28 protein-coding genes and 1 other annotated feature are annotated in these 25,301 nt (G+C 41.4%); of the genes, 7 read left to right on the top strand and 21 right to left on the bottom strand.

Annotated elements, in window-relative coordinates; genetic code table 11:
- Positions 1 to 111 precede the first annotated feature (111 nt).
- Positions 112 to 312, top strand: a complete 201-nt coding sequence (locus tag ABE65_RS13590; protein WP_066395924.1) for a YqzH family protein — start codon at positions 112 to 114, stop codon at positions 310 to 312.
- 191 nt (positions 313 to 503) lie between these two features.
- On the opposite strand, the gene ABE65_RS21905 is transcribed toward ABE65_RS13590, so the two are convergent.
- The 3 genes from ABE65_RS21905 to ABE65_RS13600 are packed head-to-tail and all read right to left on the bottom strand — an operon-like array spanning position 504 to position 2,493.
- Positions 504 to 680 carry a hypothetical protein gene (locus ABE65_RS21905; protein WP_156499181.1) on the bottom strand — a complete coding sequence of 59 codons (177 nt, stop codon included), beginning with the start codon at positions 678 to 680 and terminating at the stop codon, positions 504 to 506.
- A 47-nt stretch (positions 681 to 727) separates the two neighbouring features.
- Entirely contained in the window at positions 728 to 1,519 is a 792-nt protein-coding gene (locus tag ABE65_RS13595; RefSeq protein ID WP_066395926.1) for an SDR family NAD(P)-dependent oxidoreductase, read from the bottom strand.
- Positions 1,516 to 2,493 (bottom strand): MBL fold metallo-hydrolase, encoded by a 978-nt coding sequence (locus tag ABE65_RS13600; protein ID WP_066395929.1) that lies wholly within the window; start codon positions 2,491 to 2,493, stop codon positions 1,516 to 1,518. The genes ABE65_RS13595 and ABE65_RS13600 overlap by 4 nt, the downstream gene beginning before the upstream one ends.
- Before the next feature lie 96 nt (positions 2,494 to 2,589).
- Positions 2,590 to 2,798 (top strand) — a binding site (T-box leader).
- Positions 2,799 to 2,846: 48 nt separating this feature from the next.
- On the opposite strand from ABE65_RS13600, the gene proC reads away from it, so the two are divergent.
- Positions 2,847 to 3,665 carry a pyrroline-5-carboxylate reductase gene (proC, locus tag ABE65_RS13605; protein WP_156499182.1) on the top strand — a complete coding sequence of 273 codons (819 nt, stop codon included), beginning with the start codon at positions 2,847 to 2,849 and terminating at the stop codon, positions 3,663 to 3,665.
- A 4-nt stretch (positions 3,666 to 3,669) separates the two neighbouring features.
- On the opposite strand, the gene ABE65_RS13610 is transcribed toward proC, so the two are convergent.
- Positions 3,670 to 4,008 (bottom strand): DUF3889 domain-containing protein, encoded by a 339-nt coding sequence (locus ABE65_RS13610; protein WP_231887806.1) that lies wholly within the window; start codon positions 4,006 to 4,008, stop codon positions 3,670 to 3,672.
- A 141-nt stretch (positions 4,009 to 4,149) separates the two neighbouring features.
- On the opposite strand from ABE65_RS13610, the gene ABE65_RS13615 reads away from it, so the two are divergent.
- The 3 genes from ABE65_RS13615 to namA all read left to right on the top strand — a co-directional run bounded on the left by ABE65_RS13615 (position 4,150) and on the right by namA (position 6,824).
- The gene (locus ABE65_RS13615; RefSeq protein WP_066395931.1) at positions 4,150 to 4,329 is read left to right on the top strand and encodes a hypothetical protein; all 180 of its coding nucleotides are present in this window, start codon (positions 4,150 to 4,152) and stop codon (positions 4,327 to 4,329) included.
- 638 nt (positions 4,330 to 4,967) lie between these two features.
- Entirely contained in the window at positions 4,968 to 5,726 is a 759-nt protein-coding gene (locus ABE65_RS13620; protein ID WP_082861435.1) for a glycerophosphodiester phosphodiesterase, read from the top strand.
- An 81-nt stretch (positions 5,727 to 5,807) separates the two neighbouring features.
- Positions 5,808 to 6,824, top strand: coding sequence for an NADPH dehydrogenase NamA (gene namA / locus ABE65_RS13625; RefSeq protein WP_066400181.1), 1,017 nt, complete (start codon positions 5,808 to 5,810; stop codon positions 6,822 to 6,824).
- A 38-nt stretch (positions 6,825 to 6,862) separates the two neighbouring features.
- Here the strand turns inward: namA and ABE65_RS13630 are convergent, their stop codons facing one another.
- The 7 genes from ABE65_RS13630 to ABE65_RS13660 form a co-directional block, all read right to left on the bottom strand.
- On the bottom strand, positions 6,863 to 7,522 hold the full coding sequence (locus ABE65_RS13630; protein WP_066395933.1) for a phosphatase PAP2 family protein: 660 nt from the start codon (positions 7,520 to 7,522) through the stop codon (positions 6,863 to 6,865).
- A gap of 17 nt (positions 7,523 to 7,539) precedes the next feature.
- On the bottom strand, positions 7,540 to 8,715 hold the full coding sequence (locus ABE65_RS13635) for a DNA polymerase IV (protein ID WP_066395935.1): 1,176 nt from the start codon (positions 8,713 to 8,715) through the stop codon (positions 7,540 to 7,542).
- Positions 8,716 to 8,797: 82 nt separating this feature from the next.
- Positions 8,798 to 9,295 carry a MarR family transcriptional regulator gene (locus ABE65_RS13640; RefSeq protein WP_066395938.1) on the bottom strand — a complete coding sequence of 166 codons (498 nt, stop codon included), beginning with the start codon at positions 9,293 to 9,295 and terminating at the stop codon, positions 8,798 to 8,800.
- Positions 9,296 to 9,490: 195 nt separating this feature from the next.
- Entirely contained in the window at positions 9,491 to 10,621 is a 1,131-nt protein-coding gene (locus ABE65_RS13645) for a M20/M25/M40 family metallo-hydrolase (RefSeq protein ID WP_066395945.1), read from the bottom strand.
- A gap of 19 nt (positions 10,622 to 10,640) precedes the next feature.
- Positions 10,641 to 12,188: an acyl-CoA carboxylase subunit beta gene (locus ABE65_RS13650; RefSeq protein ID WP_066395948.1), complete on the bottom strand. Its 1,548-nt coding sequence runs from the start codon at positions 12,186 to 12,188 to the stop codon at positions 10,641 to 10,643.
- The gene (gene mce, locus ABE65_RS13655; protein ID WP_066395950.1) at positions 12,188 to 13,039 is read right to left on the bottom strand and encodes a methylmalonyl-CoA epimerase; all 852 of its coding nucleotides are present in this window, start codon (positions 13,037 to 13,039) and stop codon (positions 12,188 to 12,190) included. Before mce ends, ABE65_RS13650 begins: the two co-directional genes overlap by 1 nt.
- 22 nt (positions 13,040 to 13,061) lie before the next feature.
- Positions 13,062 to 14,702, bottom strand: a complete 1,641-nt coding sequence (locus ABE65_RS13660; protein WP_066395952.1) for an acyl-CoA mutase large subunit family protein — start codon at positions 14,700 to 14,702, stop codon at positions 13,062 to 13,064.
- A gap of 185 nt (positions 14,703 to 14,887) precedes the next feature.
- Between ABE65_RS13660 and prli42 the strand changes: the two genes are divergently transcribed.
- Positions 14,888 to 14,980, top strand: coding sequence for a stressosome-associated protein Prli42 (prli42, locus tag ABE65_RS21910; RefSeq protein ID WP_197130929.1), 93 nt, complete (start codon positions 14,888 to 14,890; stop codon positions 14,978 to 14,980).
- A gap of 41 nt (positions 14,981 to 15,021) precedes the next feature.
- Here prli42 and ABE65_RS13665 read toward each other — a convergent pair whose 3' ends face one another.
- The 5 genes from ABE65_RS13665 to ABE65_RS13685 all read right to left on the bottom strand — a co-directional run bounded on the left by ABE65_RS13665 (position 15,022) and on the right by ABE65_RS13685 (position 19,038).
- Entirely contained in the window at positions 15,022 to 15,513 is a 492-nt protein-coding gene (locus ABE65_RS13665; protein ID WP_066395958.1) for a L,D-transpeptidase, read from the bottom strand.
- A gap of 296 nt (positions 15,514 to 15,809) precedes the next feature.
- A complete protein-coding gene (locus tag ABE65_RS13670; RefSeq protein WP_066395959.1) occupies positions 15,810 to 16,757 on the bottom strand; it encodes an aromatic acid exporter family protein in 948 nt (315 codons plus the stop codon).
- Between the two features lie 111 nt (positions 16,758 to 16,868).
- Positions 16,869 to 17,582 carry an amino acid ABC transporter ATP-binding protein gene (locus tag ABE65_RS13675; RefSeq protein ID WP_066395961.1) on the bottom strand — a complete coding sequence of 238 codons (714 nt, stop codon included), beginning with the start codon at positions 17,580 to 17,582 and terminating at the stop codon, positions 16,869 to 16,871.
- Positions 17,575 to 18,234, bottom strand: coding sequence for an amino acid ABC transporter permease (locus ABE65_RS13680; RefSeq protein ID WP_066395966.1), 660 nt, complete (start codon positions 18,232 to 18,234; stop codon positions 17,575 to 17,577). Before ABE65_RS13680 ends, ABE65_RS13675 begins: the two co-directional genes overlap by 8 nt.
- A gap of 18 nt (positions 18,235 to 18,252) precedes the next feature.
- Positions 18,253 to 19,038 carry a transporter substrate-binding domain-containing protein gene (locus tag ABE65_RS13685; protein ID WP_066395967.1) on the bottom strand — a complete coding sequence of 262 codons (786 nt, stop codon included), beginning with the start codon at positions 19,036 to 19,038 and terminating at the stop codon, positions 18,253 to 18,255.
- Between the two features lie 131 nt (positions 19,039 to 19,169).
- Here ABE65_RS13685 and ABE65_RS13690 point away from each other — a divergent pair, with 131 nt between their 5' ends.
- The gene (locus ABE65_RS13690; protein WP_197480304.1) at positions 19,170 to 19,595 is read left to right on the top strand and encodes an NUDIX domain-containing protein; all 426 of its coding nucleotides are present in this window, start codon (positions 19,170 to 19,172) and stop codon (positions 19,593 to 19,595) included.
- Positions 19,596 to 19,908: 313 nt separating this feature from the next.
- Here ABE65_RS13690 and ABE65_RS13695 read toward each other — a convergent pair whose 3' ends face one another.
- The 5 genes from ABE65_RS13695 to lpdA all read right to left on the bottom strand — a co-directional run bounded on the left by ABE65_RS13695 (position 19,909) and on the right by lpdA (position 25,289).
- Positions 19,909 to 20,337 carry a BrxA/BrxB family bacilliredoxin gene (locus ABE65_RS13695; RefSeq protein WP_066395973.1) on the bottom strand — a complete coding sequence of 143 codons (429 nt, stop codon included), beginning with the start codon at positions 20,335 to 20,337 and terminating at the stop codon, positions 19,909 to 19,911.
- A gap of 167 nt (positions 20,338 to 20,504) precedes the next feature.
- Positions 20,505 to 21,845 (bottom strand): dihydrolipoamide acetyltransferase family protein, encoded by a 1,341-nt coding sequence (locus ABE65_RS13700; RefSeq protein ID WP_066395976.1) that lies wholly within the window; start codon positions 21,843 to 21,845, stop codon positions 20,505 to 20,507.
- An 18-nt stretch (positions 21,846 to 21,863) separates the two neighbouring features.
- Entirely contained in the window at positions 21,864 to 22,847 is a 984-nt protein-coding gene (locus ABE65_RS13705) for an alpha-ketoacid dehydrogenase subunit beta (RefSeq protein ID WP_066395978.1), read from the bottom strand.
- Between the two features lie 14 nt (positions 22,848 to 22,861).
- On the bottom strand, positions 22,862 to 23,854 hold the full coding sequence (locus tag ABE65_RS13710) for a thiamine pyrophosphate-dependent dehydrogenase E1 component subunit alpha (RefSeq protein WP_066395980.1): 993 nt from the start codon (positions 23,852 to 23,854) through the stop codon (positions 22,862 to 22,864).
- 13 nt (positions 23,855 to 23,867) lie between these two features.
- Entirely contained in the window at positions 23,868 to 25,289 is a 1,422-nt protein-coding gene (gene lpdA, locus ABE65_RS13715; protein WP_066395989.1) for a dihydrolipoyl dehydrogenase, read from the bottom strand.
- Positions 25,290 to 25,301: the final 12 nt, after the last annotated feature.

The raw sequence follows: 25,301 nt of genomic DNA on the forward strand, positions 1-25,301 counted from the left end.
ATTTTAACCGAATGTATGTTCTTATAACAATGGTAATTTTTTCAGCAAATTTTGCAGATTGACGTTTTTGAGTCAAAAGTCTAGGATTTATAAGGAAAGTTAGGTGAAGAAATGAATCGTTTATTGATAAGAAAAATGATTCAACATTCGTTGAAGGATTATTTATGGGAAGAAGAAAATTGTATATTAACGGAGAAAGAATGGGCCGATCTAGAAGAAAAAGTTTTGCGCCAGATACAAGAGGATGACCAAAATGAAGCTGTTTACAGCATCATTCAGGACGTTCTCTATACCTATTTTACAAATAAATAAGCAGGTTCCGTCTTTTGAAGAGGGAACCTGCTATTTTTGATGTTTGGTGTGAGAGGTTTGGACTGTGATCGATGAGATTTTAAGCGGCAATCCATAAGTTTCAGGCTGTCATCCACGAGTTTCGGACTTCAATCCACGAGTTTCGGACTTCAATCCACGAGTTTCGGACTTCAATCCACGAGTTTCGGACTTCAATCCACGAGTTTCGAGCCCCAATCCACGAGTTTCGAGCCCCAATCCACGAGTTTCGAGCCCCAATCCACGAGTTTCGAGCCCCAATCCACGAGTTTCGAGCCCCAATCCACGAGTTTCGAGCCCCAATCCACGAGTTTCGAGCTCCAATCCACGAGTTTCATCATCAGCTCCAAAAGTCTTATAACTCTCCATTTTGTTTACATAATAAAATTATTGCAACTTACTTTTGTCGAAACGATTTTCCACCTAGTGTTTCAATCAATTTTGGCATGACTTGATACATCGTACTTCCAACGTTCATCCACCATGGGAGGTTGATCTCACGAACCGGACGCTCCATCGCTTTAACAATTTTGTCTGAGACATGCGAAGGCTGGAGCATCAGTTTTTGAACGTTTTTAACGTAATTGCCAGACTGATCAGCAAGTGTAAAGAAGTTGGTCGCGATCGGTCCAGGGTTGATGGTGGTCACGTCTACCCCTTTGTGTGCGACTTCCAAACGCAACCCGTTTGAGAATCCTAACACAGCATGTTTCGTTGCTGCGTACACGCTGGATTTTGGCGTTGAGATCTTACCGGCCTGAGAAGCAATATTCACGATATGACCACTTCCTCTTTGAAGCATATGAGGCAGAACAGCTCTCGTACAAGCCATCAGCCCCAGAACGTTCGTTGAAAACATTCCTTCGATATTTTTCCATGGCGAATCCACAAACTCTTCAAAAATGCCGTAACCCGCGTTATTCACTAAAATATGTATGTTTTGATGTTCACTAAGGATGGTTGAAAAAACTTCCTCAACGCTGTCTGTGTTCGAAACATCTAAAATATAATAAGGGGCTTTTATATTCGTAGCTTTTAAGATCGCTTCCTGTACCACTTTTAGCTGATCTTCTCTTCTTGCAGTAAGGATGGGCGTTGCTCCTTTTTTAGCAACATCCATAGCTAGGTGAGCGCCGAGTCCCCCTGATGCTCCTGTTATCAACACGACTTTATTTCTTAATGTACTCATCTTATAACTCCTGTTCTGCGATAATGTGATATCTTTTTCTCTTCCTCTACTCGCACTCTTCCTTCTGATTGAAGCAGATCGAGGTGTCCCACAACTTCAGATACTACTAATCCGAGTTGCTTTTCATATAATTTTGGAAATAGACGTCGACACAGTTCAAAAACGGTTAACGGCTCATCGCTCAACAGATGTTCAAGCGTCTTTGCACGCTCGGTATGATCGTGTAAGCGTTTTGTGATCAACTGTGCTGCATTCGTAAAAGGCTCGCCGTGTCCAGGGTATACTGTTTTTAAGTTCAGCGTGTATAGGTATTGCAATGTCTCTCGGTATTGAAGCAAGGTTCTTGGCCGCTCGGTTTCGTTCAAAGCCGGCGGTTCTAATAGGGCATTAGACGAAATATGAGGCAACAGCACATCCCCGCCGATTAAGATACCGTCTTTTTCATGATAGAGAGAAAGATGGTCTGGAGCATGTCCGGGCGTCTTTAAAAAGATGAATCCCTCGTGACCAGGCACTTCATCACCAGGTAAAGGCAGGGTGTCTGGAACAAACGCGCTTGAGAACGTACGATACTTTCGCAGCTTTAAAAGTTCTATTCTTCCAAGAGTATCTGGCACTCCAAAAGAATGATAGAGGTCGGTATAAAACGTTTCTCCCTGTTCAATAAATTTACGGTCGCCACTAACATAAGGAACGGCTTCTCTAAGCATGAGGGTCGGAACACCACTCTCTTGAATCTCTTTTGATAGACCTGCATGATCAGGGTGGTAGTGCGTGCAGATATAATAATCTAAATCTTTAAAAGTGAGCCCATGATCCTTAAGGATAGAGAGAAGCTGTTGTCTGCTTTCTTCGGTTTTTGCTCCGGAATCAACAAGCGTAACCGCATCACTTTTTAGGAGGACACAGTTTACAGGACCTACATCAAATGGTGTAGGAAGCGTAATCGGGATAATTGCTGTTTTTTGAGTCATCTTTTCCTCCAAATAAAATAACTAGTTGACATACATATAGAAATCATAGCATAATGTTTTTTAAAATATAAAAGAAATGCCAATTATGGCCAATAAATAAATGCGTTGAAAGGGATTAGTACGTAATCTCCTCCGTTTAGAGAGTGGAATCCATAGGCTGCAAGATTTCACCGTAAAGGAATTACCGAACCTGCCCTGGAGCAGTCTGGAGAAATCTGGCGCAGTTCTGCGATAAAGACATCTTGAGCGGGCAATTAATATGCCAACAAAGGTGGTACCACGGATCACTCCCATCCGTCCTTTATATAGGACTGGGAGTTTTTTTATACTCAAAAATCTGGGAGGGATCAACCGTGGGGACAGAAAAAATTACGTTTATTGGTGCCGGATCTATGGCTGAGGCCATTATGGAAGGGCTCATCAAAAAAGAAAAATGGCAAGCTGATCTGATTACGATAAAAAATCGAAGCAATACACAACGAGTGGATGAACTACGCGTTAAGTATGGTGTCGTGCCTGCGTCTACGATAGAAGAAGCTGTTGCTGGTGCTGATATCATTATTCTTGCTGTGAAGCCAAAAGATGCGCACGATGCGGTAAATAATATCAAACCATTTGTTAAGAGTCATCAGCTGATCCTTTCTGTTATGGCAGGCATCTCCACTGAAACGTTAACAGATTGGCTTCACCTTCAAAATCCCATCATGAGAGCGATGCCAAATACATCTGCATCGATCGGATATTCTGCTACTGCACTCTCCTCAGGAAAGTTTGCCATGCAATCACATATTGAAAAGTCTCTTGAGCTATTTGAGACGATCGGAACGGTTACACTTGTACCAGAAGAAAAACTTCATATTGTTACCGGCCTCTCAGGAAGCGGCCCTGCCTATGTTTACTATATCGCGGAAGCCATGCAAAAAGCGGCTGAAGAATTAAATCTTTCCGAAGAAGAAGCAAAGACTTTAATCTCTCAAACGCTTTTAGGTGCCTCTCTTATGCTTAAACAAACAACAGATTCCCCGATTGAGCTTAGAAGAAAAGTAACCAGTCCTGGAGGCACGACAGAGGCAGGGATTGGCAAGCTAGATCAATTTGGAGTTCAAGATGCGTTTTTAGCTTGCATCAAAAGAGCGGTGAAACGGTCTGAAGAGTTAGGAAGATTGAACTGAACTCTTAACGAGCTGTTTCTTGGAATGAAATATTCTTAAATGCACCGCCTGGAGTTAACGTGATTGTAATAACAACTCCTTTTTCCGTAGCACCTTTCCTGATCCAAAGTTTAAATCTTTCGACATCATCTCCATTTTGAACGGTCGTTCGTCCAACATATAAATAATCTACAATATCGTAATCGGGGTAGCGCTTCCCTGTTTCGAAAACAGCGAGCCTTCCCCATTTTGCATAAGCAGGTTCTTGTACTCTTGGAGTTTCTGCAAAAACCTTAATCGGAAGTGAGCTACACACTAGAAAAACGGCCATCAAGAAGCAGAATAACTTGTTGGAAATCTTCATACTACCAACTCCTTTTCGTTATTTTGCACCAATTCTCTCGTTTTCTCTGCAGAAATTGACGATTAGAAAAAATTGACAAGCCCTTTACTTACTCTTTATCATCTAAGTAGAAGCTAGAGCTAGATTTAGGGAGGGATTTGTGTGACCGAAGTAGAAATTTCCCAAAGATACCTTGAATTGCGCGTTCAGTTTGAAAAGTTCACGAAACGATCTCTTACTGACAAAGAGCTTGTTTTTATCCACTGGCTGACAGAAAAAGGAGCCACTGTTGAAGAACACAACAGAGAAGAAAAAAAGAAGCGTTCAAAACGCAGAAAATAACTCACCCTTCCTCTTCAAACAGGAAGGGTTTCTTTCATTCTGGCTATAACTTTGTTCCTGATGAAAGTGGTTGATTTCCGTTTCAAGTGCTCCCTTTCCGCGGGGCGACCGGTGAGCCACTTGCCGCTTTGCGCCTCTAAGTGTCTCACCTGACCGCTCGTCCCGCAGGAGTTTCGCACCCTACACTCCAATCAACCTAATCAGTGATGGGTATAGTGAATGCTTGAGGCACTTAGGAACCTTAGTTTGTAAGTCAAAGCTAGAGTACAATAACTTAAAAGAACCCTCTTGATAAAACGGTTGAATAGCAGACTTTTTTCTTTTTCCTCTTCTTCATGCGAGATGATTGAAGCGATAGATGCCGACGCTTATAGGACGAGCGGTCAGTTCGAAATGTGGAAGTGATTCGTTCAACTTTTGACCTCTAGGCTAGCCACTGCAACTAGACAGGTGGAGACTTCTAAGGACGCGTAGCGGCAGAAACTCACCGCCTGCTCCTCGGAAAGCGAGCATCTGACACAGAAATAAACTACCACCAAAAGGAACAAACTTAAAAAAGCACGAAGCCTTTCATTTTATCTCCGTTTTCATTTACCTTATACTGACTATATCTTTTTTTATGAAGGGAGCTTACATTCTTGACCTATATATTTGCTCACAGAGGATCTAGTAAGGATTGTCCGGAAAACACGATGGCTGCATTCCAAAAAGCATTTAAAGACGGCGCTGATGGGATCGAGCTTGATGTACAGCTTTCTAAAGATGGTGTACCGGTCATCATTCATGATGAGAAAATAGATCGAACGACTAACGGAAAAGGTTATGTTGTTGATTTTACCCAAGATGAACTAGCACGATTAGATGCAGGCAGCTGGTTTTCAAAAGAGTACAGCAAAGAATCTATTCCTTCTCTTCAACAATTTTTAGAATGGATAGCACCGCTGCCGATGTTGCTTAATATTGAATTAAAAAACAATATCGTCGAATATAACGGACTCGAAGAAAAGGTACTTCAATTGTTGCATCACTATGGGATGATGGATCGAACTGTGATCTCATCGTTCAATCATTATAGTTTAGTCAAGATCAGAAGATTGAACCGTTATGTTCAGACGGCACCTCTTTACTCTTCGGGATTGTTTGAACCGTGGGAGTATGTGAAAGCCGTTTGTTCACAAAGTGCGCATCCGAACTATAAATCTCTCCATCCTTACATCATGAAAGGCTTTAAAAGAAATAATATTCCTGTTCGTCCTTATACGGTTAACAGTCAGAAGTGGATGAAGTATTTTTTTGAGTGGAACATAGAAGCGATCATAACCGACTATCCGATTCTAGCAAGAGATGTGTTGAACAGCCTTCCACCACATTCAAAGAGCAGATTTCTTCAAAAATAGTGATAGAACGTACTACAATGAGAAAGAAAAGTTATGATGCTAAAAAAAGCTTGTTCTTAAAAGAAAAAGGAGTTGTTTCATATTCAACCGTTATTGTTTCAACCATTGACCATCCGCGATGTAACACTAAAGAATCGGATCGTCATGTCACCTATGTGTATGTACTCTTGTTATGAACAAGATGGAGTTGTGACCCCTTGGCATATGACTCATTACACGTCTCGAGCAATGGGTCAGACAGGACTAATCATGACAGAAGCAGCCGCTGTAAGCCCACAAGGAAGAATAAGTGCCGAAGACTTAGGAATCTGGGATGACAGCCATGTAGAAGGGTTATCTCAACTGGTTTCATCCATTCAAGAAAACGGCTCCAAAGCAGCGATACAAATCGCCCATGCAGGACGTAAGGCTATGATAGATGGACCGATCATCGCTCCATCTGCTATCGCTTTTTCAGAAAAGATGAAGACGCCAGAAGAAATGTCACTTCAGCAGATCGAAGAGACAGTCAGTCAATTTCGAAGTGCTGCAAAAAGAGCGAAAACAGCTGGATTTGATGTGATCGAGATTCATGGGGCGCATGGGTATTTGATCAATGAATTCCTCTCTCCTCTATCTAACCGAAGAAGTGATTCTTATGGAGGCAGCCAAGAAAATCGTTACCGTTTCTTACAAGAGATCATTGCTGCTGTCAGATTAGAATGGGAAGGTCCGCTGTTTGTTCGTGTCTCAGCGAACGATTATCACCCTGAAGGAAATACACCAGAAGATTTTGTAACCTATTCGGAGTGGATGAAAGAAGATGGGGTCGATTTGATCGACTGCAGTTCAGGAGCTGTTGTACCGGCAAAGATTCCGACGTTCCCTGGGTATCAAGTTTCTTTTGCAGACAAGATTAAAAACGAAGCTGAAATCGCAACAGCAGCTGTTGGCTTGATCACAACAGGCAAACAGGCGGAAGAAATCTTACAAAACAAGCGAGCTGACCTTATTTTTATCGGTCGAGAGTTTTTAAAAGATCCGTATTGGCCGCGATCAGCAGCCCAAGACCTTGGAACAGAGATCGAAAGTCCGAAACAATATGAACGTGGTTGGTAAGAATGGGAAAAAGCTGGCTCTTTAGAGTCAGCTTTTTTCTATTTATATGACACATTCCTCTTGAGAAAATGATTCAATCCTTTATACAATAAAACGCAGATTAAAAGCCAGGTTCCTCCAGCCGCAAACCCACCTAGAACATCTGTAGGATAATGAACACCTAAATATACTCGACTAAAACCGACTGATCCTATAAAAAGTGCCGTAACGCCATACATGAACTTTCGATATTTGTACAACAACGAATAGTTATGTACGAGAAGATAGGTAAGCAAACCAAAAAAAGCGATGGAGATCATGGCATGGCCACTAGGAAAGCTATAACCCGTAATCTCAATGACTCGATCATACATCGGTCTATCTCTTTCAAACCATTCTTTGAACCATTGATTTTCAAAGCGAATTCCGATGAGACAAACGCCTAACACGAACGGTTCGATCCACTTTCTTTCACCGATCAGCCAGATTACAGCAAAAAAGAGAAAGATTGCATATTGATACGGCCGAGAAGCCATGTTTGTCAGGAATGTAAAGCTATCATTTAGAGCAGGCTGATGGATAACAGACACATTTTTCATCGCCCATACATCAAGAACTTCTACTCTTGAATGTTCGTAAACAGAAGCAAACAGAATAAAAATCCCTAGGCAAAGAGCAGTTAACGCTACTGTTCTAATCACGCTGTTCTTAAAGATCATGAAACGATCAGCTCCTGTTACTTTTTTCCCTTTTTAATGATGCTTTCTCCATGCTTTCTCTCGATCGATGACAATACATCGTGAAGCAGAGCATCTTTTTCGTTTTTTTCGACAGAGAACAGATCAAGCTGATAAGTAGCTTGTTCTTTTTCCACTACTTCTGTAGCTGTTATGCCTAATAATCGAACAGGTTCCTGATTCCAATGTTGACGAAAGAGTGCAACCGCTGTTTTTTGAATATCTATTGCATGCTGTGTTCCGTTTGCGAGCATCTTACTCCTCGAAATCGTTTTACGATCGCTATAACGAATGGTGATCGCAAGAGTTAGTGCTACATACCCTTTTACTTTAAGCCGAGACGACACTTTATCCGCGAGCCTTTTGAAAACAGCTTCTGATTCCATAACAGAGATAAGATCTTCACTCAATGTCGTAGAATTTCCGATCGATCGATAATCACTTGCAGCACTTGGATCGACGGGACGCGTATCTATCCCGTTAGCTCTTTCTTTCATCTTTATACCATTGATGCCAAAACGATGTTTCAGTTCATAATCTACAGCATCTGCCAGATCTTTAATTGTTATGATGCCATACTTGTTTAGCTTTTCTTCGGTTTTTTTACCGATTCCGTGCATCTCCCCGACTTTCAGTGGCCAGAGCTTTTCTCTGAGATCTCTCTTTCGAAGAACTGTGATTCCGAGCGGTTTCTTCATATCTGATGCTGTTTTAGCTAAAAATTTATTCGGACCGATCCCGATTGATGATGGCAAATTCAGCTCATTCAACAGTCTAACTTGAATCTCCTTTGCCATTTCGAGCGGCTCTTGGCAGTCTGTCACATCCATATATCCTTCATCTATGGAAACAGGCTCTACCTTTTCTGTATATTCCTGCAGAAGCTGAAACATGCGTGATGAATACATTTTGTATGTTTCAAAGTCTGGAGGAACAACAACAAGATCTGGACAAAGTTTTCTAGCTTGCCAAAGTGGCATCGTCGTTCTTACGCCTTTTTCCCTCGCTTCATAACTACAAGTTACGATGATTCCTTTTCGCTCTTCTACATTTCCAGCTACCGCAACCGGCTTTCCTCGAAGCTCAGGGTTTTCAGCCATCTCTACTGAAGCATAGAAGCTGTTCATGTCCACATGAAATATGATTCTTCTTTTAGACCCAGGAGACTGATACACATGAACACTCCCTTTATCAAAAAACTTATCTATTAGTATATGTTAGAACACCTTTTAAAAACAAAAGAAAAAGACAAGGTATCTACCTTGCCTTGTGAAGCCGCTTTCCAGTATCCTCTACCCATTCAACAAATTCTTCACCATGAAAATGCTTGTTTAAATCTTTATGTAATTGAATAAGATCTCGATAGAATTCTTTTTTACTTTCATCTTCCATCCATTTTTGAAGAAAGCCATAGATTTGGCAATTGAAACTTGTAGACTCCTTATGTTTAACCATTCCTTCATCTGTTAAATAAACATAAGATATTCGGCGGTCATCGTTCTTTTTCTCTAATCTCACGTAGCCTTTATCTTTTAGACGTTTGATTACTTGCATAACTGTGGATACATCCCACAATCCGTAATAAGCGATCTTAGAGATCGTAATGTCTTCTTCTAGCGAAACGATCCATAAAATATGTTGCTCTGCCTGAGTTAACCCGATGGCTTTCGCAGCTTTTTGCCAATCTTCTTCCAAAACTTTATACACGCCACGCATATAATTTACCATCATATGCATGTCAGATAGTTGACTCATCCCATTTCCTCCCCCGAAATAAGATTCTTTTAAATTACCAATATTTTCATTTACATGATAAAAACATCTTACATAAATCTTAAAGTGACTGTCAACTTTTTGCGACATTTTGTTTTATAGAGCAACAAAAACAGGCAACAAGGCCTATTAAACACTAAAAACTTGGCGAAAATCCGCCAAGTTTCGTCATTTTTCTTATTCGCCTGCTGTTATTCCAATGACCGCAAGTACCATTTCGGCCGTCTTCGTCAATTCATCGATCGGCATTCTTTCGTTCGTTGTGTGGATCTCTTCATAACCTACAGCTAGATTTACAGTTGGAATGCCATGACCTGCGATAATGTTCGCATCACTTCCACCACCACTATGAAGAAGTCTGTGAGGGCGTCCGATCTTCTCAGCTGCTTTTTTGGCAACTTCTACAACATGATCCCCTTCACCAAACTTGAATCCTGGGTACATCACTTCGATCTCAACTTCTGCACGTCCGCCTAATTCTGCCGCAGCTGATTCATAAGCTTCTTTCATTTTTGCTGTTTGAACTTCCATTTTCTCGTTGATCAATGAACGTGCCTCAGCTAGTACGAAAACAGTGTCACAAACGATATTTGTTTGCTCCCCAGTACCTCCACCGTGGAAATGACCAATGTTAGCTGTAGTTTCTTCATCAATTCTGCCAAGTGGCATGCGAGCGATCGCTTTAGCTGCAATCGTGATGGCTGAAACTCCTTTTTCTGGAGCAACACCGGCATGTGCAGATTTACCATAAATCTTTGCACGCACTTTTGCCTGAGTAGGAGCAGCAACGATAATATCCCCAACAGGACCATCACTGTCTAGGGCAAAACCATATTTTGCTGTGATCTTTGACGCATCCATTGCCTTTGCGCCCACTAATCCAGATTCCTCTCCTACTGTAATAATAAATTGAATATCACCGTGAGAGATATTTTTTTCTTTTAAGACTTTAATCGCTTCAAACATTGCAGCAAGACCTGCTTTGTCATCCGCTCCAAGAATCGTAGTACCATCTGTTACTACATACCCATCTTTTATAGAAGGTTTGATCCCGTTACCAGGAGTAACTGTGTCCATATGAGAAGTGAAATAGATCGTGTCCACGCCTTCTTTATTTCCTTTTAACGTACAGATTAAATTTCCTGCAGCGTGCTCTGTCGTAGATTCAGCATCATCCTCATAGACTTCAACACCAAGTTCTTCAAACTTCTTTTTAAGTACGATTGAGATCTCTTTCTCATGTCTAGTCTCTGAGTCAATTTGAACAAGCTCTAAAAATTCGTTTAACAAACGGTCTGCATTTACCATTTATGTATTCCCTCGCTTCTTATAGTGGTATGTTTCCATGCTTTTTGTAAGGTCTGTCTTCACTCTTGTTGCGCAGCATGTCAAGCGCTTGAATACACTTGATTCTCGTGTCTCTCGGATCGATCACATCGTCTACCATCCCGTTTGCAGCAGCGATATAAGGGTTAGCAAACTTGGTACGATACTCTTCAATCTTAGCGGCTCTCGTCGCTTCAGGATCTTCGCTTCGTTCGATCTCTTTGGCAAAGATGATGTTTGCAGCTCCCTGCGGCCCCATAACAGCGATCTCTGCATTCGGCCATGCGAATACTAGATCTGCTCCAATAGACTTACTATTTAAAGCTACGTATGCACCGCCATATGCTTTTCGCAGGATGATCGTAATCTTTGGAACCGTAGCTTCTGAGTATGCATAAAGAATCTTTGCTCCATGACGGATAATGCCACCATGTTCTTGTTTGACTCCTGGAAAGAATCCTGTTACATCTTCAAACGTGATGATCGGAATGTTGAAAGAGTCACATAAACGGATAAAACGCGATGCTTTATCTGAAGAATCAATGTCTAGTCCTCCAGCCATGACTTTTGGCTGATTACATACTAATCCTATCACTTCACCCTTTATCCTTGCAAAACCTACAACTATATTTCTTGCAAATTGAGCATGCACTTCCATGAATGAGTCCTTATCCACCACTTCTTGGATAACCGTTCTTACATCATAAGGCCGAGTTGAATCAAATGGAATGATCTCTGTCAGTTCAGGGCGATCATCTTCTTCATCTCCCCAAGGTAAGACAGGTGTTCTTTCTTTATTATTCTGCGGAAGGTAAGAGATTAAACGTCGAACATCTTCTAACACTTCTGTTTCAGATGGTGCAGTAAAATGTGCGTTACCACTCTTAGAGCCATGAACTTCAGCTCCGCCTAGATCTTCAGAAGAAATCTTTTCCCCTGTCACCGTTTCGATTACTTTCGGTCCTGTGATAAACATCTGACTTGTTTTTTCCACCATGAACACAAAATCTGTAATCGCTGGAGAATAAACCGCTCCCCCTGCACAAGGTCCCATGATGACGGAGATCTGAGGAATCACACCAGAATAGATGCTGTTTCGATAAAAGATGTGCCCATAGCCATCAAGTGACATGACACCTTCTTGTATACGAGCCCCTCCTGAATCGTTCAACCCGATAAAAGGAGTTCCGTTCTTAGCCGCAAGATCCATAACAGCAGCGATTTTTTTTGCATGCATCTCTCCAAGAGCTCCGCCAAAAACCGTGAAATCTTGGGCGAACAAATAAATGGGACGACCATGGATCTTTCCATAACCAGTTACCACACCTTCTCCCGGCGCTTTCATTCCAGAAAGGCCAAAGTCATGTGAACGGTGCTCCATGAAAGGGTTTAGTTCAACAAACGTACCTTCGTCAAGTAAAAGATCGATACGTTCTCGTGCCGTTAACTTTCCGCGTTCATGCTGCTTATCGATGCGGTCATCACCGCCGCCTAATTCAATCTCTGTCTTCTTTTCATAAAGTTCATTAATCTTGTCATAGATGTCCATTATTTTGCTTCCTCCTTGCTTTTCGTCTTCTCACAAAGCTCAAACAATACCTTGTGGGTGGAAGAAGGATGCATGAATGCAACGGATGCACCACCTGCGCCAGGTACAGCAGCATCATGAATCATCATAATGCCATTTGATTTCATCTCATCTATGCGATCTTGTATGTTTGTAACGCCAAGAGCAACATGATGAACGCCTTGCCCACGCTTTTCAATAAACTGTGCGATAGGACTTTCTGTAGTCAAAGCTTCAAGCAATTCTAGCCTTGTCTCACCGATTTTAATGAAAGCCACTTTTACTTTTTGTGAAGGAACTTCCTCGATCGCTTCAAGTGTTAATCCCAGAACATTCACATAGAACGGGAGCGCTTCATCTAATGACTTCACAGCGATACCGATATGGTCGATCCGTTCTGGTGCCACTCCTGAAAATACGTTTTCTGTAATCCCATCACGCTTATATACCGCTTGTTCAATAAATTTAGCTGTTTCAACCGTCGGTGTTCCTGGTGTGAATACTTTTTGTATCCCTTTAGACTCTAAGAAAGGAATGTCCTCCCATGGAATTACTCCACCACCGACAACTATGATATCGTCTGCTCCTTTTTCTTGAAGAAGTCTCATCACTTCTGGAAAAAGTTCGTTGTGCGCGCCTGAAAGACAAGATAAGCCGATCGCATCCACGTCCTCTTGAACAGCAGCAGCAGCGATCTGTTCTGGTGTTTGTCTTAATCCTGTATAAATGACTTCCATTCCATAATCTCTTAACGCTTGAGAAACAACAAGAGCTCCTCGGTCATGACCGTCAAGTCCTGGTTTAGCAATTAAAACACGGATTGTTTTCTTCATCATTCTCCACTCCTCTCTATTTTTAGACCCCTGTGTACTCTCCAAACTCTTCACGAAGCACACCGCATATTTCTCCGATCGTACAATATGATTTCACACATTCAACGATGATTGGCATTAAGTTATCATCACTTTTAGCAGCAGCACGTAACGATTCCAACTGAGCGCTCACTCGGTTTTGATCTCTCTTGGCTTTCAGTGCCTGCAGCTTTTCTTTCTGTTTCTCTCCTAAAGTTGGATCGACTCTTAATAATTCGGGCTGAGGTTCATTTTCAATACTAAATTTGTTCATCCCTACGATGATCTCTTGTCCACTCTCGATCTTCTTTTGTGTTTCATAGGACGTATGGTGGATCTCACGCTGCATATATCCTTGTTCGACGGCAGCAACAGCACCACCCATCACATTGATCTTCTCTATATATTCGTTTGCTTTTCGTTCCAACTCATCTGTTAAATGTTCTACGTAATAAGAACCCGCCAGTGGATCAACAGTATCTGCCACACCTGTTTCGTGCGCTAAGATCTGCTGAGTACGAAGAGCGATTCGAGCCGAATCTTCTGTAGGAAGAGCAAGTGCTTCGTCTCTTGAGTTCGTATGAAGACTCTGGGTTCCACCTAGAACTGCTGAAAGTGCTTGGGTCGTAACACGTACGATATTGTTATCAGGCTGCTGAGCCGTAAGAGTCGAGCCTCCTGTTTGCGTATGAAAACGTAGCTGCCATGACTTAGGATTCTTAGCTCCATAATGTTCTTTCATAAGTTTTGCCCACATTCTACGAGCTGCTCTGAACTTTGCAACCTCTTCAAAGAACTGATTATGCGCATTGAAGAAAAAGGCTAACCGTGGAGCAAAGTCATCGATATTTAGTCCGGCTTCTATGGCTGCATCCACATAGGCAAGTCCATTTGCGATCGTAAAAGCAAGTTCTTGTGCAGCATTCGCCCCAGCTTCTCGGATGTGATAGCCAGAAATGCTGATTGTATTCCACTTTGGCACGTTTTCCTGACAATAGCCGAAAATATCTGTAATCAATCGCATAGAAGGCTTAGGTGGAAAAATATATGTACCACGCGCGATATATTCTTTTAAAATATCATTCTGTATTGTTCCTGAAAGTTTCTCTGCAGCTACACCCTGTTTCTCTGCAACAGCGATATACATGGCGAGCAAAACAGAAGCAGGTGCATTAATCGTCATTGAAGTACTCACCTTATCAAGGGGAATATCTTTTAAAAGAGCTTCCATGTCTTCAATTGAATCGATCGCTACTCCTACTTTTCCTACTTCACCGCGTGACATTGAGTGATCAGAATCATATCCGATCTGTGTAGGGAGGTCGAATGCTACCGAAAGACCCGTTTGTCCTTGATCAAGTAAATAACGAAAACGTTTATTCGTTTCTTCAGCTGAACCAAACCCTGCGTATTGTCTCATCGTCCAGAACCTTGCGCGGTACATGGTAGATTGAGAGCCTCGTGTGTATGGGTACTCTCCTGGAAGCCCGAGGGATTCCATCGGATAATGCTCATCCTCGGTACCATATAGTCTTTCAACCTCTATATCTGATGAAGTATGAAATCTTTCTTTTCGTTCTGGAAATCTATTCATTGATTGTGTAGTCTTTTCTTGCCATTCTTTTATACGCTGTTGTTTATCCATTAGAAGCCTCCTGTTTAACAAAAAAAATAGTCTCAACATAACATCTTTCGTTTTGTAAGCGCTTTTTCCTGCTTGAAAGCGCAAATTTTCGACTAAATTTGCAATTTGGTCTTTTAGGATTTCTTGTTTCTCCTTTCTAAACACGGTACAATTAAATAGGAAATGTTTATAGGAGGGTTATGGCTTTGAATCAAAAACTAATAAAAACGATTGTGTACGTTATGATTATCTGTCTCGTTCTAAGCAGTCTTTTAACTGGAGTCGCTTTTTTCTTATAAAATAGTTAACCCCCAGTCCTCGATGGACTGGGGGTTTTACATTACTGTTTAATGAGAGAATCAAAGCTTTTTTGGGAGTGAATCACTTTTATCTTTGTGCCAATCTTTAGTTTGCTATAAAGCTTCTGAACATCTTTTTCATACATCCGTATGCAGCCAGCGGTGACATATCTTCCGATGGCAGATGGATTATTATTTCCATGTATTCCGAAAGTGCGACCGTCTGTACCATTTGCATCAAAACCGATCCAGCGGGTACCGAGTGGATTCGTTTTATCGCCACCAGGTATATCCTTTTTTCGATAATACGGATCCACAGCTTTTACCGTGATGGTAAACTCGCCTTCTGGTGTTAGTTCTTTCGACTTGCCTGTTGCTACTTTATAGATTTCTTTAATCGTCCCCTCTTCAACGTAAGCTAATCTGTTGGATGTCTTATTAATGATTATATAAGGGTCTCCTAAAGCATGTGCGTCTCCGATTGGCCATATTGGTGAAAATAACAAGATAAGAGCTAATTTTAGTTTTCCCATTTTGATCACCCTGTCATTTTTTACTTAGTATTTGTAAATGCAGGGGAAGTCATGAGTTACTTTTTTGTTTTTACTTAGGTGATTTTGTAAGAGTTGACTTTCGTTACAGTTGCTCGCTTTCCGCGGGGCAGGCGGTGAGCCACTTGCCGCTATGCGCCATTAAGTGTCTCACCTGACCGCTTGTCCCGCAGGAGTCTCGCACCTTTCACTACAGTCAACTGACCAGTGATGAGAAGTGATCAAATTTAACACCTTTGTCTAAAATTACGTTAAAAATTTTAAAAAAATCTTAGCCCCTACTTCTTAAATTTACTTTTGATGATCAAGTAATCCTCGATGTCTTGGAGTAGCTGATAGAGCTTTGAGCGTGTTTCGAATTCGTCTCTGTCTTTTGGCAGATGCATCTCTCGGAATTCTTGTCTCATCTTTTCTAGATCATCTAAGAACAAAACGGCTGTATTTCCTGGGTGAACGGCTGCGCTTAGGCGTTCGAAAAAGCTTCCTAATTTTTCACACTGAACATATGTCTTATCGATGGATGAAATGATCGGAAGCATTCGTTGAATGATCTCAAACTGTTTTTCTCTCATCTTAAAATAGAGATAATATTGGTTTTCGTACCGAAGAAAATGATTTTCGATATCTCGAAAGGCAATGCTTTTTGCGTTTGAGATGAGATCTGCGCATTCTGTGATCTCTTTTCCGTCCCATTCGTGCTTATCATGAGCTAGATACAAATGAAATTCGTGAAAGATCACTTTATATCTTTTTTCGAGTTCCCTTTGCATGTTTAAAAGTATTTTTTCTACTGATGGCATGTAGAGATTCATGATTAACCCCATCCCTATACCGATAACGATAATGCTAAATTCATTAAGCACAATTTCCCATGTGATCTTTTGTAGGGTGTACAGATGAAGGATGATGACAGACGATGTGATGATGCCTTCTTTCAGGTTAAGGGAAACGAGTGTTGGAATGAACAGGATTAAAAGTATGGTTAGTGCGTAAGGATGATAGCCGAACAGCGAGAAGATTGCACTCGCAAATCCTATTCCGAGTATACAAGCCGCAAATCTTTCCCAAGAAGAAATGATCGACTTCTTTTTCGTTATCTTTATACAAAGAATGGTTAGTATACCAGCTGATGTATAAAAATCTAACCCTAGCCACTCTGCTAAGGCGATAGCCAGACCTGCTCCGATTGCAGTCTTCAAGGTTCGATAGCCAATTGTGAATTTCATCAAATGCATGCCTTCTTTCCGATCTCGTTCTATATCTTTTACCATTATTCCATAGTTCAATGATAGATAGAAACGAAAAAGGACTTCAGCAAAGAAGTCCTTTTTTAAGCATTATAGCACTTTTTCTAAGAAAGCTTTAGCTCGATCTGTTTTCGGATTTTCAAAGAAAATAGCAGGTTCTTGATCTTCTACTAATTTTCCATCATCCATGAACAAGACGCGGTCGGCAACTTCTTTTGCAAAGCCCATCTCATGTGTAACGATAACCATCGTCATACCAAGCTTAACGAGGTTCTTCATCACTTGCAGCACCTCTTTTACCATCTCTGGATCTAGAGCTGAAGTTGGTTCATCAAAAAGCATAACTTCAGGTTTCATAGCGAGTGCTCTTGCTATAGCAACACGTTGTTTCTGACCGCCCGAAAGGTTAGAAGGATAGCTGTTCGCTTTATCACTCAATCCAACGGTTTTAAGGAGATCTAACGCTTCCTTATCAGCTTCACTTCTTGAGACCTTTAAAACTTGCTGCGGTGCGAAAGTAACATTCTCTAACACTGTTAGATGAGGAAACAGGTTAAAGTGCTGAAACACCATTCCTATCTTTTTGCGAAGATGAAGTTCCATCTCGCTAATGTCTTTGCCTTCTAGGAGAATAGATCCTTCATCGTGTGTTTCTAAAAGGTTCAAACAGCGGAGAAACGTAGACTTACCTGATCCTGAAGGTCCGATCACAGCGATAACTTCACCTTTTTTGATAGAAGTTGATATCCCTTTTAACACTTGATTACTTCCAAAACTTTTTTTCAAACCTTGAACATCAATCACTCTTAGCCAGCCTCCTCTCCATAACTCGACCAGCCAACGTTAACATCATAACTAATAGATAATAAACAAGCCCCGCTAATAATAACGGTTCAAAAAAGCGATAGTTGCTTGCGCCAACGATTTGAGCTCGTCTCATAATATCAAGGGCTCCGATAACTGAGACGATTGCTGATTCTTTTGTTAGTGTAATAAATTCGTTCATCAATGCCGGTAAAATGTTCTTAAAGGCTTGAGGCAGAATGATCTTCAACATCATCGTTCGGTATGGAACACCTAAAGCCATGGCAGCTTCTTTCTGCCCTTTGTCGACTGCATTAATACCCGCACGAATGATTTCAGATATATAAGCTGCTGAGTTTAGAGCAAACGTCAAAACCCCTGCTGAAAATGCGCCGATATCTATCCCTGTCAACTGAGGTACAGCATAATAGATCAATAACATCTGAAGAATTAAAGGTGTTCCTCTGAAGACCGAAGTATATGCATCTGCAAACCATCTTAAGACCGTAATCTTACCTATTTTAAATAGGGAAAGTACCGTTCCCCATAAGAATCCTAGTACTAACGATACCGCCACGAACTGCAACGTAACCCATATTCCGTATAAGATATACGGAATAGAAGGCACGAGCTGGGCAAAATCCAAGTTCATGCCTACCACTCTCTTTCTCTATTTTTTAACACCGAACCACTTTTCAACAAGCTTGTCCAATGTACCGTCTTCTTTCATCTTGTTCAGTTCCTCATTAAACTCTTTTGTCAGCTCACTATCTTTAGGAAAAGCGATAGCCGACCCTGCAGCGTCTGTGTTTAGGAGCGCAAACGAGGAAAGGTCTTTATTTTTCTTCAAAAATTCGTAAGCGACAGCATCTTCAATAATCGCTGCATCTACGCGGTTCGATTTCATCTCTTGAACCAATTCAGTTACTTTGTTACGCTGTACAACTTCAAATTTGTGGTCTTTTAGTAATTTATCTGCTTCTTTCTCTTGAATGGAAGCCAACTGAACTCCAATTGTTTTCCCTTCAAGATCATCCACACTTTTAATCTTTTTGTCTTTTGAAACGATCAATTGTTGAGCTGCATAATATTCATCTGAAAAATCTACTGTTTTTCTTCGTTCTTCATTAGGTGTCATACCAGCGATCACAAAGTCAGCTTTGCCGCTGTCTAGTGCTGGAATCAATCCGTTGAAGTCCATGTCCTTTATCTCTACCTTATAGCCTAGCTTTTTAGCGATATGATTTGCTACATCGATATCAAAGCCTACGATTTCTCCACCTTTTGCTGTTTCCACATATTCATATGGAGGATAATCAGCTGACGTTGCCATGATTAACGTTTTCTCGGAGGAATCGCTCCCCGTATTAGAAGCACTCTTTTCTTCTACTGCCCCACACCCCGCCAAGAATGCAATTACTATGATAAAATAAATGCTAAAAAGATTTCTTTTCATGTGTTGTTCCCCCTGTATAAATTATTTATATTTATTCGTTAAAATGAATATTAACACATAAATGTGCAAAATTAAGTATTTTAATAATTCTGAATGTATTAATATGCATTCTGACAAGGTGGTTGTTTTCATTGGAATTTGGTGCAAAGTTAAAAGATGTTAGTTATCGCAGACGAGAAGCTGTATATGCCGTAGTAATAGATGACCATAAGAATATTGCCGTTATGATTCAAAACGGCAAAGGCTTCTTGCCTGGTGGTGGAATAGAACTCGGAGAAAATCATAATGTTAGTTTGATAAGAGAATGTATCGAGGAGACAGGCTTTACTTTTCAGATGAATCACTTTTTGGGAAATGCAAAGCAGTATTTTAGGACGAGACAAGGTGAACATCTAATGAATAATGGGTATTTTTATACAGGTTCTTTTGGAGAGTATGCAAGTGAGCCATTCGATCAAGATCATGAACTAGTGTGGATGAACATAGATCAAGCTGAAGAAATACTATTTCACTCGTCCCATGTTTGGGCTGTAAAAAAGGGGCTGGGGTTCGTTTAAGAGCGTATTTGTAGATTTTGTAAGCATTATTCAATGAACAATCATAAATTTCTAGAATCGCTCACAAATCCCTAGAATCGCTCACAAATACCAGGAATCGCTCACAAATTCCTAGAATCGCTCACAAATACCTGGAATCGCTCACAAATCCCTGGAATCGCTCACAAATCCCTGGAATCGCTCACAAATACCTGGAATCGCTCACAAATACCTGGAATCGCTCACAAATCCATATTCACCGTCATTTTATAGGCAATAAAAAAAAGCTGGCTCAATTTCGAGCCAGCTTCTTCCTTCATACACACTTAAATCCTTACTTACAATACGTATCAAAAGCACTTCTTAACTTGTTTACAACTTCCATCGGTTCATGGCCTTCGATCTCATGACGTTCTACCATCATTTGAATCTCTCCATCTTTTAATAGGGCAAATGACGGGGAAGATGGCGGATAGCCTGTAAAATAAGAACGCGCTCTCTCTGTTGCTTCTTTATCTTGGCCGGCAAATACCGTAACAAGATGGTCCGGACGAACGTCTTGCTTTACCGAATATGAAGCCGAAGGGCGTGCAATTCCTCCAGCACAGCCACAAACGGAATTAATCATAACAAGTGTTGTACCTTCTTTTTTAAAAGCTTCTTCAACATCTTCTGGTTTAAAAAGCTGTGTATAACCAGCCTCAACCATTTCTTTACGAGCCGTTTCTACTACATCATTAAAAAGATTAAATTGAAAGTTCATTTGTATTCAGCTCCTTTCTTTCTTATTGTACTCAATTATGGTCATATAAAAAAGAAAAATGCCGTAATATATATACGGCATTTTTCTTAGGGGGTTATGGGGTTTGGAGGTGTTGATAGTTATCTCTACCCGCAATGAAACCCGCATAAACCTAAAAAACACATTTTTTAATAAATGGATGTATTTTCTTTTGTCATGCTTTCTAAACGTGCTTTTACTGCAGCTAAGAAGCGTCCGCAAACAAGGCCATCAAGAACTCGGTGATCAAGAGAGAGACAAAGGTTAACCATATCTCGTACAGCGATCATGCCATTGTTCATAACAACCGGGCGCTTAACGATCGATTCTACAGAAAGGATAGCAGCTTGCGGATAGTTGATGATCGGCGTAGACATTACAGATCCGAAAGAACCTGTGTTATTTACAGTAAACGTTCCGCCTTTCATGTCATCACCAGCTAATTTATTCGTTCTTACTTTATCAGCTAGTTCTTTGACATCGCGTGCGATTCCCTTGATAGACTTTTCGTCAGCGTGTTTGATGACTGGAACATATAGTGCATCATCTGTTGCAACAGCAATCGAAATGTTGATGTCCTTTTTCTGAATGATCTTATCTCCTGCCCACATGGAGTTGATCTGAGGAAATTCTTTCAGTGATTCTACAACAGCCTTGATAAAGAAAGGCAAGAACGTAAGGTTGTATCCTTCTTTAGTTTTAAAATCACCTTTTACAGAATTACGATACTCTACTAAGTTCGTTACATCAACTTCTACCATCGTCCATGCATGTGGTGCTTCGTGCTTTGAGCGGACCATGTTTTGAGCGATCGCCTTACGAATACCCGATACCGGAATTTCAATATCCCCAGGCACAGTGTCAATCGCAACCGGCTTTAATGCTGGTGCTGATGGTTGTTGCGGTGTAGCCGTTTCTTGAGATTGAGAAGAAACAGGTGCTGCAGAAGAAACCTCTTCTGTCGCTGGCTTGTTACCTTTTGTAGGAATTTGGCCAGAGTCAATGATCTTTTGAAGGTCTTTACGAGTGATTCTTCCGCTTTGTCCTGATCCCTCTACTTGGTCTAGATCGATGCCATGCTCAGATGCCATTCGAACGACTGCAGGTGAAAAACGTCCTCTCGCCGCTCGATCAACGTTTGCTGCTGGCTTAGCTGCACCCGTCTGTGAAGATTCTGTAGGTGTTGAAGCTGTCTCAGCAGGCTTTTCTGTTGAAGATGAGGCTGCAGTCGCACTTCCTCCACCTTCTCCTTCTGTCTCGATGTAGCAGATTAGTTCGCCAACAGAAAGAGTATCTCCTTCTCCTGCAACGAGTTCTTTGATCGTTCCAGAAAATGATGATGGAACTTCTGCGTTTACTTTATCTGTCATAACTTCAGCTAGTGGATCGTATTTTTTAACCGTATCCCCTGGCTGAACGAGCCATTTACTGATCGTTCCTTCTGTTACACTTTCCCCTAATTGGGGCATTGTAATTTTCTCTGTAGCCATTAAAGTCCCCTCCTATTGTTAAAATGCCGCAAGATCTCTCATGGCTTTTTCTACTTTGTCAGGATTCACCATAAAGTGCTTTTCCATCGTTGGTGCATAAGGCATTGCAGGCACATCTGGACCAGCTAGACGTTGGACAGGTGCATCAAGTTCGAACAAACAATTTTCAGCAATGATCGCAGAAACTTCGCTCATGATGCTTCCTTCTTTGTTGTCTTCTGTTACAAGAAGTACTTTACCTGTTTTTGAAGCCGCTTCGATGATCGCTTCCTTATCCAGCGGATACACGGTACGAAGATCAAGAATATGAGCTGAAATTCCGTCTTTTTCAAGCTTTTCAGCAGCTTGAAGAGCAAAGTGTACACAAAGTCCGTATGTAATAACGGTAATATCTTCACCTTCACGCTTCACGTCCGCTTTTCCGATCGGCAATGTATATTCTTCGCTCGGTACTTCACCTTTAATCAGTCGGTAAGCACGTTTATGTTCAAAGAAAAGAACAGGATCTTCGTCACGGATAGCAGATTTCAAAAGACCTTTTACATCATAAGGTGTAGAAGGCATTACAATCTTTAAGCCTGGTACGTTAGCGAATAGCGCCTCAACAGATTGAGAGTGATAAAGCGCACCATGGACACCGCCACCATAAGGAGCACGGATCGTAATCGGGCACGTCCAGTCATTATTCGAACGATAGCGGATCTTAGCCGCTTCAGAAACGATCTGGTTAACGGCAGGCATGATAAAGTCAGCGAACTGCATCTCTGCGATCGGGCGCATTCCATACATCGCCGCACCGATACCTACACCTGCAATAGCAGATTCCGCGAGGGGTGCATCGATCACTCTCTCTTCACCAAACTCTTCAATTAACCCAGTCGTTGCACGGAAAACTCCTCCGCGTACACCTACATCTTCACCTACTACAAATACTCGCTTATCGCGTTGCATCTCTTCGCGAATCGCTTGTGTTACAGCATCAATATATGAAATTACCGGCATCTCGTTTTCCCCCTTTACTCTGCGTAAACATGAAGAAGTGCGCTTTCAGGATCAGCATATTTTGCGTTCTCTGCATATTCTGTAGCTTCATCCACTTCTTTTTGAATTTCGTCTGTGATCTGTTTTTCTAATTCTTCTGTTAAGATATTATTTTCTTTTAAGTAAGCAGCAAACGTATGAATCGGATCTTTTGCTTTTGCTTCTTCAACCTCTTCACGAGTTCGGTACGCACGATCATCATCATCGGATGAGTGAGGCGTTAAACGATAAGCAACTGTTTCAACTAAAGTTGGACCTTCACCGCGTCTACCGCGATCAGCAGCTTCTTTTACAGCTTCATAAACAGCTAGTGGGTCATTTCCATCCACCGTTACTCCTGGCATACCATAACCGATCGCACGGTCAGAAACGTTCACACAAGCTAGCTGTTTTGAGATTGGAACCGAGATTGCGTATTTATTGTTCTCACACATAAAGATAACAGGAAGTTTATGAACAGAAGCAAAGTTTGCTCCCTCATGGAAATCTCCTTGGTTTGATGATCCTTCACCAAATGTCGTGAACGTTACAAGGTCTTTTCCTTCCATTCTCCCGCCAAGCGCTATTCCTACAGCATGAGGAACTTGTGTTGTAACCGGTGAAGAACCTGTTACGATGCGAAGCTTTTTAGAACCAAAATGTCCTGGCATCTGGCGGCCGCCGCTGTTAGGGTCTTCTGCTTTTGCAAAGCCAGAAAGCATCAGGTCTTTCGCTGTCATACCAAACTGCAAAACAACACCCATGTCGCGGTAGTACGGCAACACAAAATCTTTCTCGTTATCTAGCGCCATCGCTGCACCAACTTGGGCTGCTTCTTGACCTTGACAAGAAATAACGAAAGGAATCTTACCAGCGCGGTTCAACAGCCACATACGCTCGTCAATTTTTCTTGCTAATAACATCGTTCTATACATATGGATGACATCTTCATTCGTTAAACCTAATTGTTCATGACGTAATTCTGCCATTTGTTTTACCTCCTTAGAAATGGATCGCTTTTCCTTCAACAGCTAATGCTGCTTCACCAAATACTTCTGATAGAGATGGATGTGGATGGATGGTATGTGCCATCTCCCACGGTGTTGCGTCTAAAACTTTCGCTAAACCAGCTTCAGAGATCATATCCGTTACGTGAGGTCCGATCATATGAACACCTAAAAGATCATCAGTGTCTTTATTTGCAACGATCTTTACAAACCCGTCACTTTCACCATAAACAAGAGCTTTTCCAATCGCTTTAAAAGGAAACTTGCCAACTTTAACGTTAAAACCTTGGTCTTTAGCTTGTTTCTCGGTAAGACCTACACTTGCCATCTCTGGACTTGAATAGATACATTTCGAGATATTATCGTAGTTGATCGGTTCAGGTTTCAGGTTAGAAAGGTGTTCTACTGCTGTGATTCCCTCATGAGATGCTACATGCGCCAGCTGAAGTCCTCCGATTACATCTCCGATCGCATAGATGTGGCTTTCTGCGGTTTGGAAGTATTCATTCGTCTGAATGTATCCGTTTTCAACTTTTATGATGGTGTTCTCTAAACCGATTCCTTCTGTGTTCGCCATACGTCCAACGGAAACGAGCATCTTCTCGGCACTAAATTGTTTTGTCTCGCCTTTATGTTCAGCCGAAATCATTACCCCTTCGCCTTTTTCTAACGTATCTGGAAGGACTTTCGCACTCGTTACAAGCTTGATGCCTTTTTTCTTTAGAACGCGTGCTGCTTCTTTCGATATCTCTTCGTCTTCTGTTGGTACGATTCTGTCTGCATATTCAAGAACCGTTACTTCTACTCCAAGATCATTTAGCATAGACGCCCATTCAATCCCGATCACTCCACCACCGACGATGATGATTGATGCTGGCAAAGACTCCATCTCTAATGCTTCATCACTAGACATGACGAGATTTCCGTCGATCTCTAACCCTGGTAACGAACGTGGTCTAGATCCTGTTGCAATAATTACGTTTTGCGGGATTAAAATCTCATTTTCTGTGCCATCATTAAACTCAACTGAAATCGTGCCAGGCATCGGTGAAAAGATGGATGGTCCAAGGATACGTCCGATTCCTTCATAGACTTCGATCTTTCCTTTTTTCATCAAACTTTGTACACCCATATGTAGTTGATTTACAATGGATTGCTTTCGTTCTTGCATCTTGGAAAAGTTTAAGCCAAGCCCTTCGATCTCAACACCAAAGTCTGCAGCTTTTTTAGCTGTTTTATATACTTCAGCACTTCTTAATAACGCTTTACTCGGTATACATCCTCTATGTAAGCAAGTTCCTCCAAGTTTTCCTTTTTCAACGACTGCAACGGTTTTTCCTAATTGAGCAGCTCGGATGGCAGCTACATAGCCGCCAGTCCCTCCGCCCAATATGACCAAATCAAAGTCTTTTGACATCGCTCATATCTC

Origin of the sequence: Fictibacillus phosphorivorans (genome assembly GCF_001629705.1) — a bacterium.
Classification (GTDB): domain Bacteria; phylum Bacillota; class Bacilli; order Bacillales; family Fictibacillaceae; genus Fictibacillus; species Fictibacillus phosphorivorans_A.

Bases quoted from the DNA above. Each gene is read 5' to 3' on its own strand.
- ABE65_RS13590 (WP_066395924.1), top strand. From the start codon at position 112: ATGAATCGTTTATTGATAAGAAAAATGATTCAACATTCGTTGAAGGAT.
- ABE65_RS13595 (WP_066395926.1), bottom strand. From the start codon at position 1,519: ATGAGTACATTAAGAAATAAAGTCGTGTTGATAACAGGAGCATCAGGG.
- ABE65_RS13600 (WP_066395929.1), bottom strand. From the start codon at position 2,493: ATGACTCAAAAAACAGCAATTATCCCGATTACGCTTCCTACACCATTT.
- ABE65_RS13610 (WP_231887806.1), bottom strand. From the start codon at position 4,008: ATGAAGATTTCCAACAAGTTATTCTGCTTCTTGATGGCCGTTTTTCTA.
- ABE65_RS13630 (WP_066395933.1), bottom strand. From the start codon at position 7,522: ATGATCTTTAAGAACAGCGTGATTAGAACAGTAGCGTTAACTGCTCTT.
- ABE65_RS13640 (WP_066395938.1), bottom strand. From the start codon at position 9,295: ATGAGTCAACTATCTGACATGCATATGATGGTAAATTATATGCGTGGC.
- ABE65_RS13645 (WP_066395945.1), bottom strand. From the start codon at position 10,621: ATGGTAAATGCAGACCGTTTGTTAAACGAATTTTTAGAGCTTGTTCAA.
- ABE65_RS13650 (WP_066395948.1), bottom strand. From the start codon at position 12,188: ATGGACATCTATGACAAGATTAATGAACTTTATGAAAAGAAGACAGAG.
- mce (WP_066395950.1), bottom strand. From the start codon at position 13,039: ATGAAGAAAACAATCCGTGTTTTAATTGCTAAACCAGGACTTGACGGT.
- ABE65_RS13660 (WP_066395952.1), bottom strand. From the start codon at position 14,702: ATGGATAAACAACAGCGTATAAAAGAATGGCAAGAAAAGACTACACAA.
- ABE65_RS13665 (WP_066395958.1), bottom strand. From the start codon at position 15,513: ATGGGAAAACTAAAATTAGCTCTTATCTTGTTATTTTCACCAATATGG.
- ABE65_RS13670 (WP_066395959.1), bottom strand. From the start codon at position 16,757: ATGAAATTCACAATTGGCTATCGAACCTTGAAGACTGCAATCGGAGCA.
- ABE65_RS13680 (WP_066395966.1), bottom strand. From the start codon at position 18,234: ATGAACTTGGATTTTGCCCAGCTCGTGCCTTCTATTCCGTATATCTTA.
- ABE65_RS13685 (WP_066395967.1), bottom strand. From the start codon at position 19,038: ATGAAAAGAAATCTTTTTAGCATTTATTTTATCATAGTAATTGCATTC.
- ABE65_RS13695 (WP_066395973.1), bottom strand. From the start codon at position 20,337: ATGAACTTTCAATTTAATCTTTTTAATGATGTAGTAGAAACGGCTCGT.
- ABE65_RS13700 (WP_066395976.1), bottom strand. From the start codon at position 21,845: ATGGCTACAGAGAAAATTACAATGCCCCAATTAGGGGAAAGTGTAACA.
- ABE65_RS13705 (WP_066395978.1), bottom strand. From the start codon at position 22,847: ATGCCGGTAATTTCATATATTGATGCTGTAACACAAGCGATTCGCGAA.
- ABE65_RS13710 (WP_066395980.1), bottom strand. From the start codon at position 23,854: ATGGCAGAATTACGTCATGAACAATTAGGTTTAACGAATGAAGATGTC.
- lpdA (WP_066395989.1), bottom strand. From the start codon at position 25,289: ATGTCAAAAGACTTTGATTTGGTCATATTGGGCGGAGGGACTGGCGGC.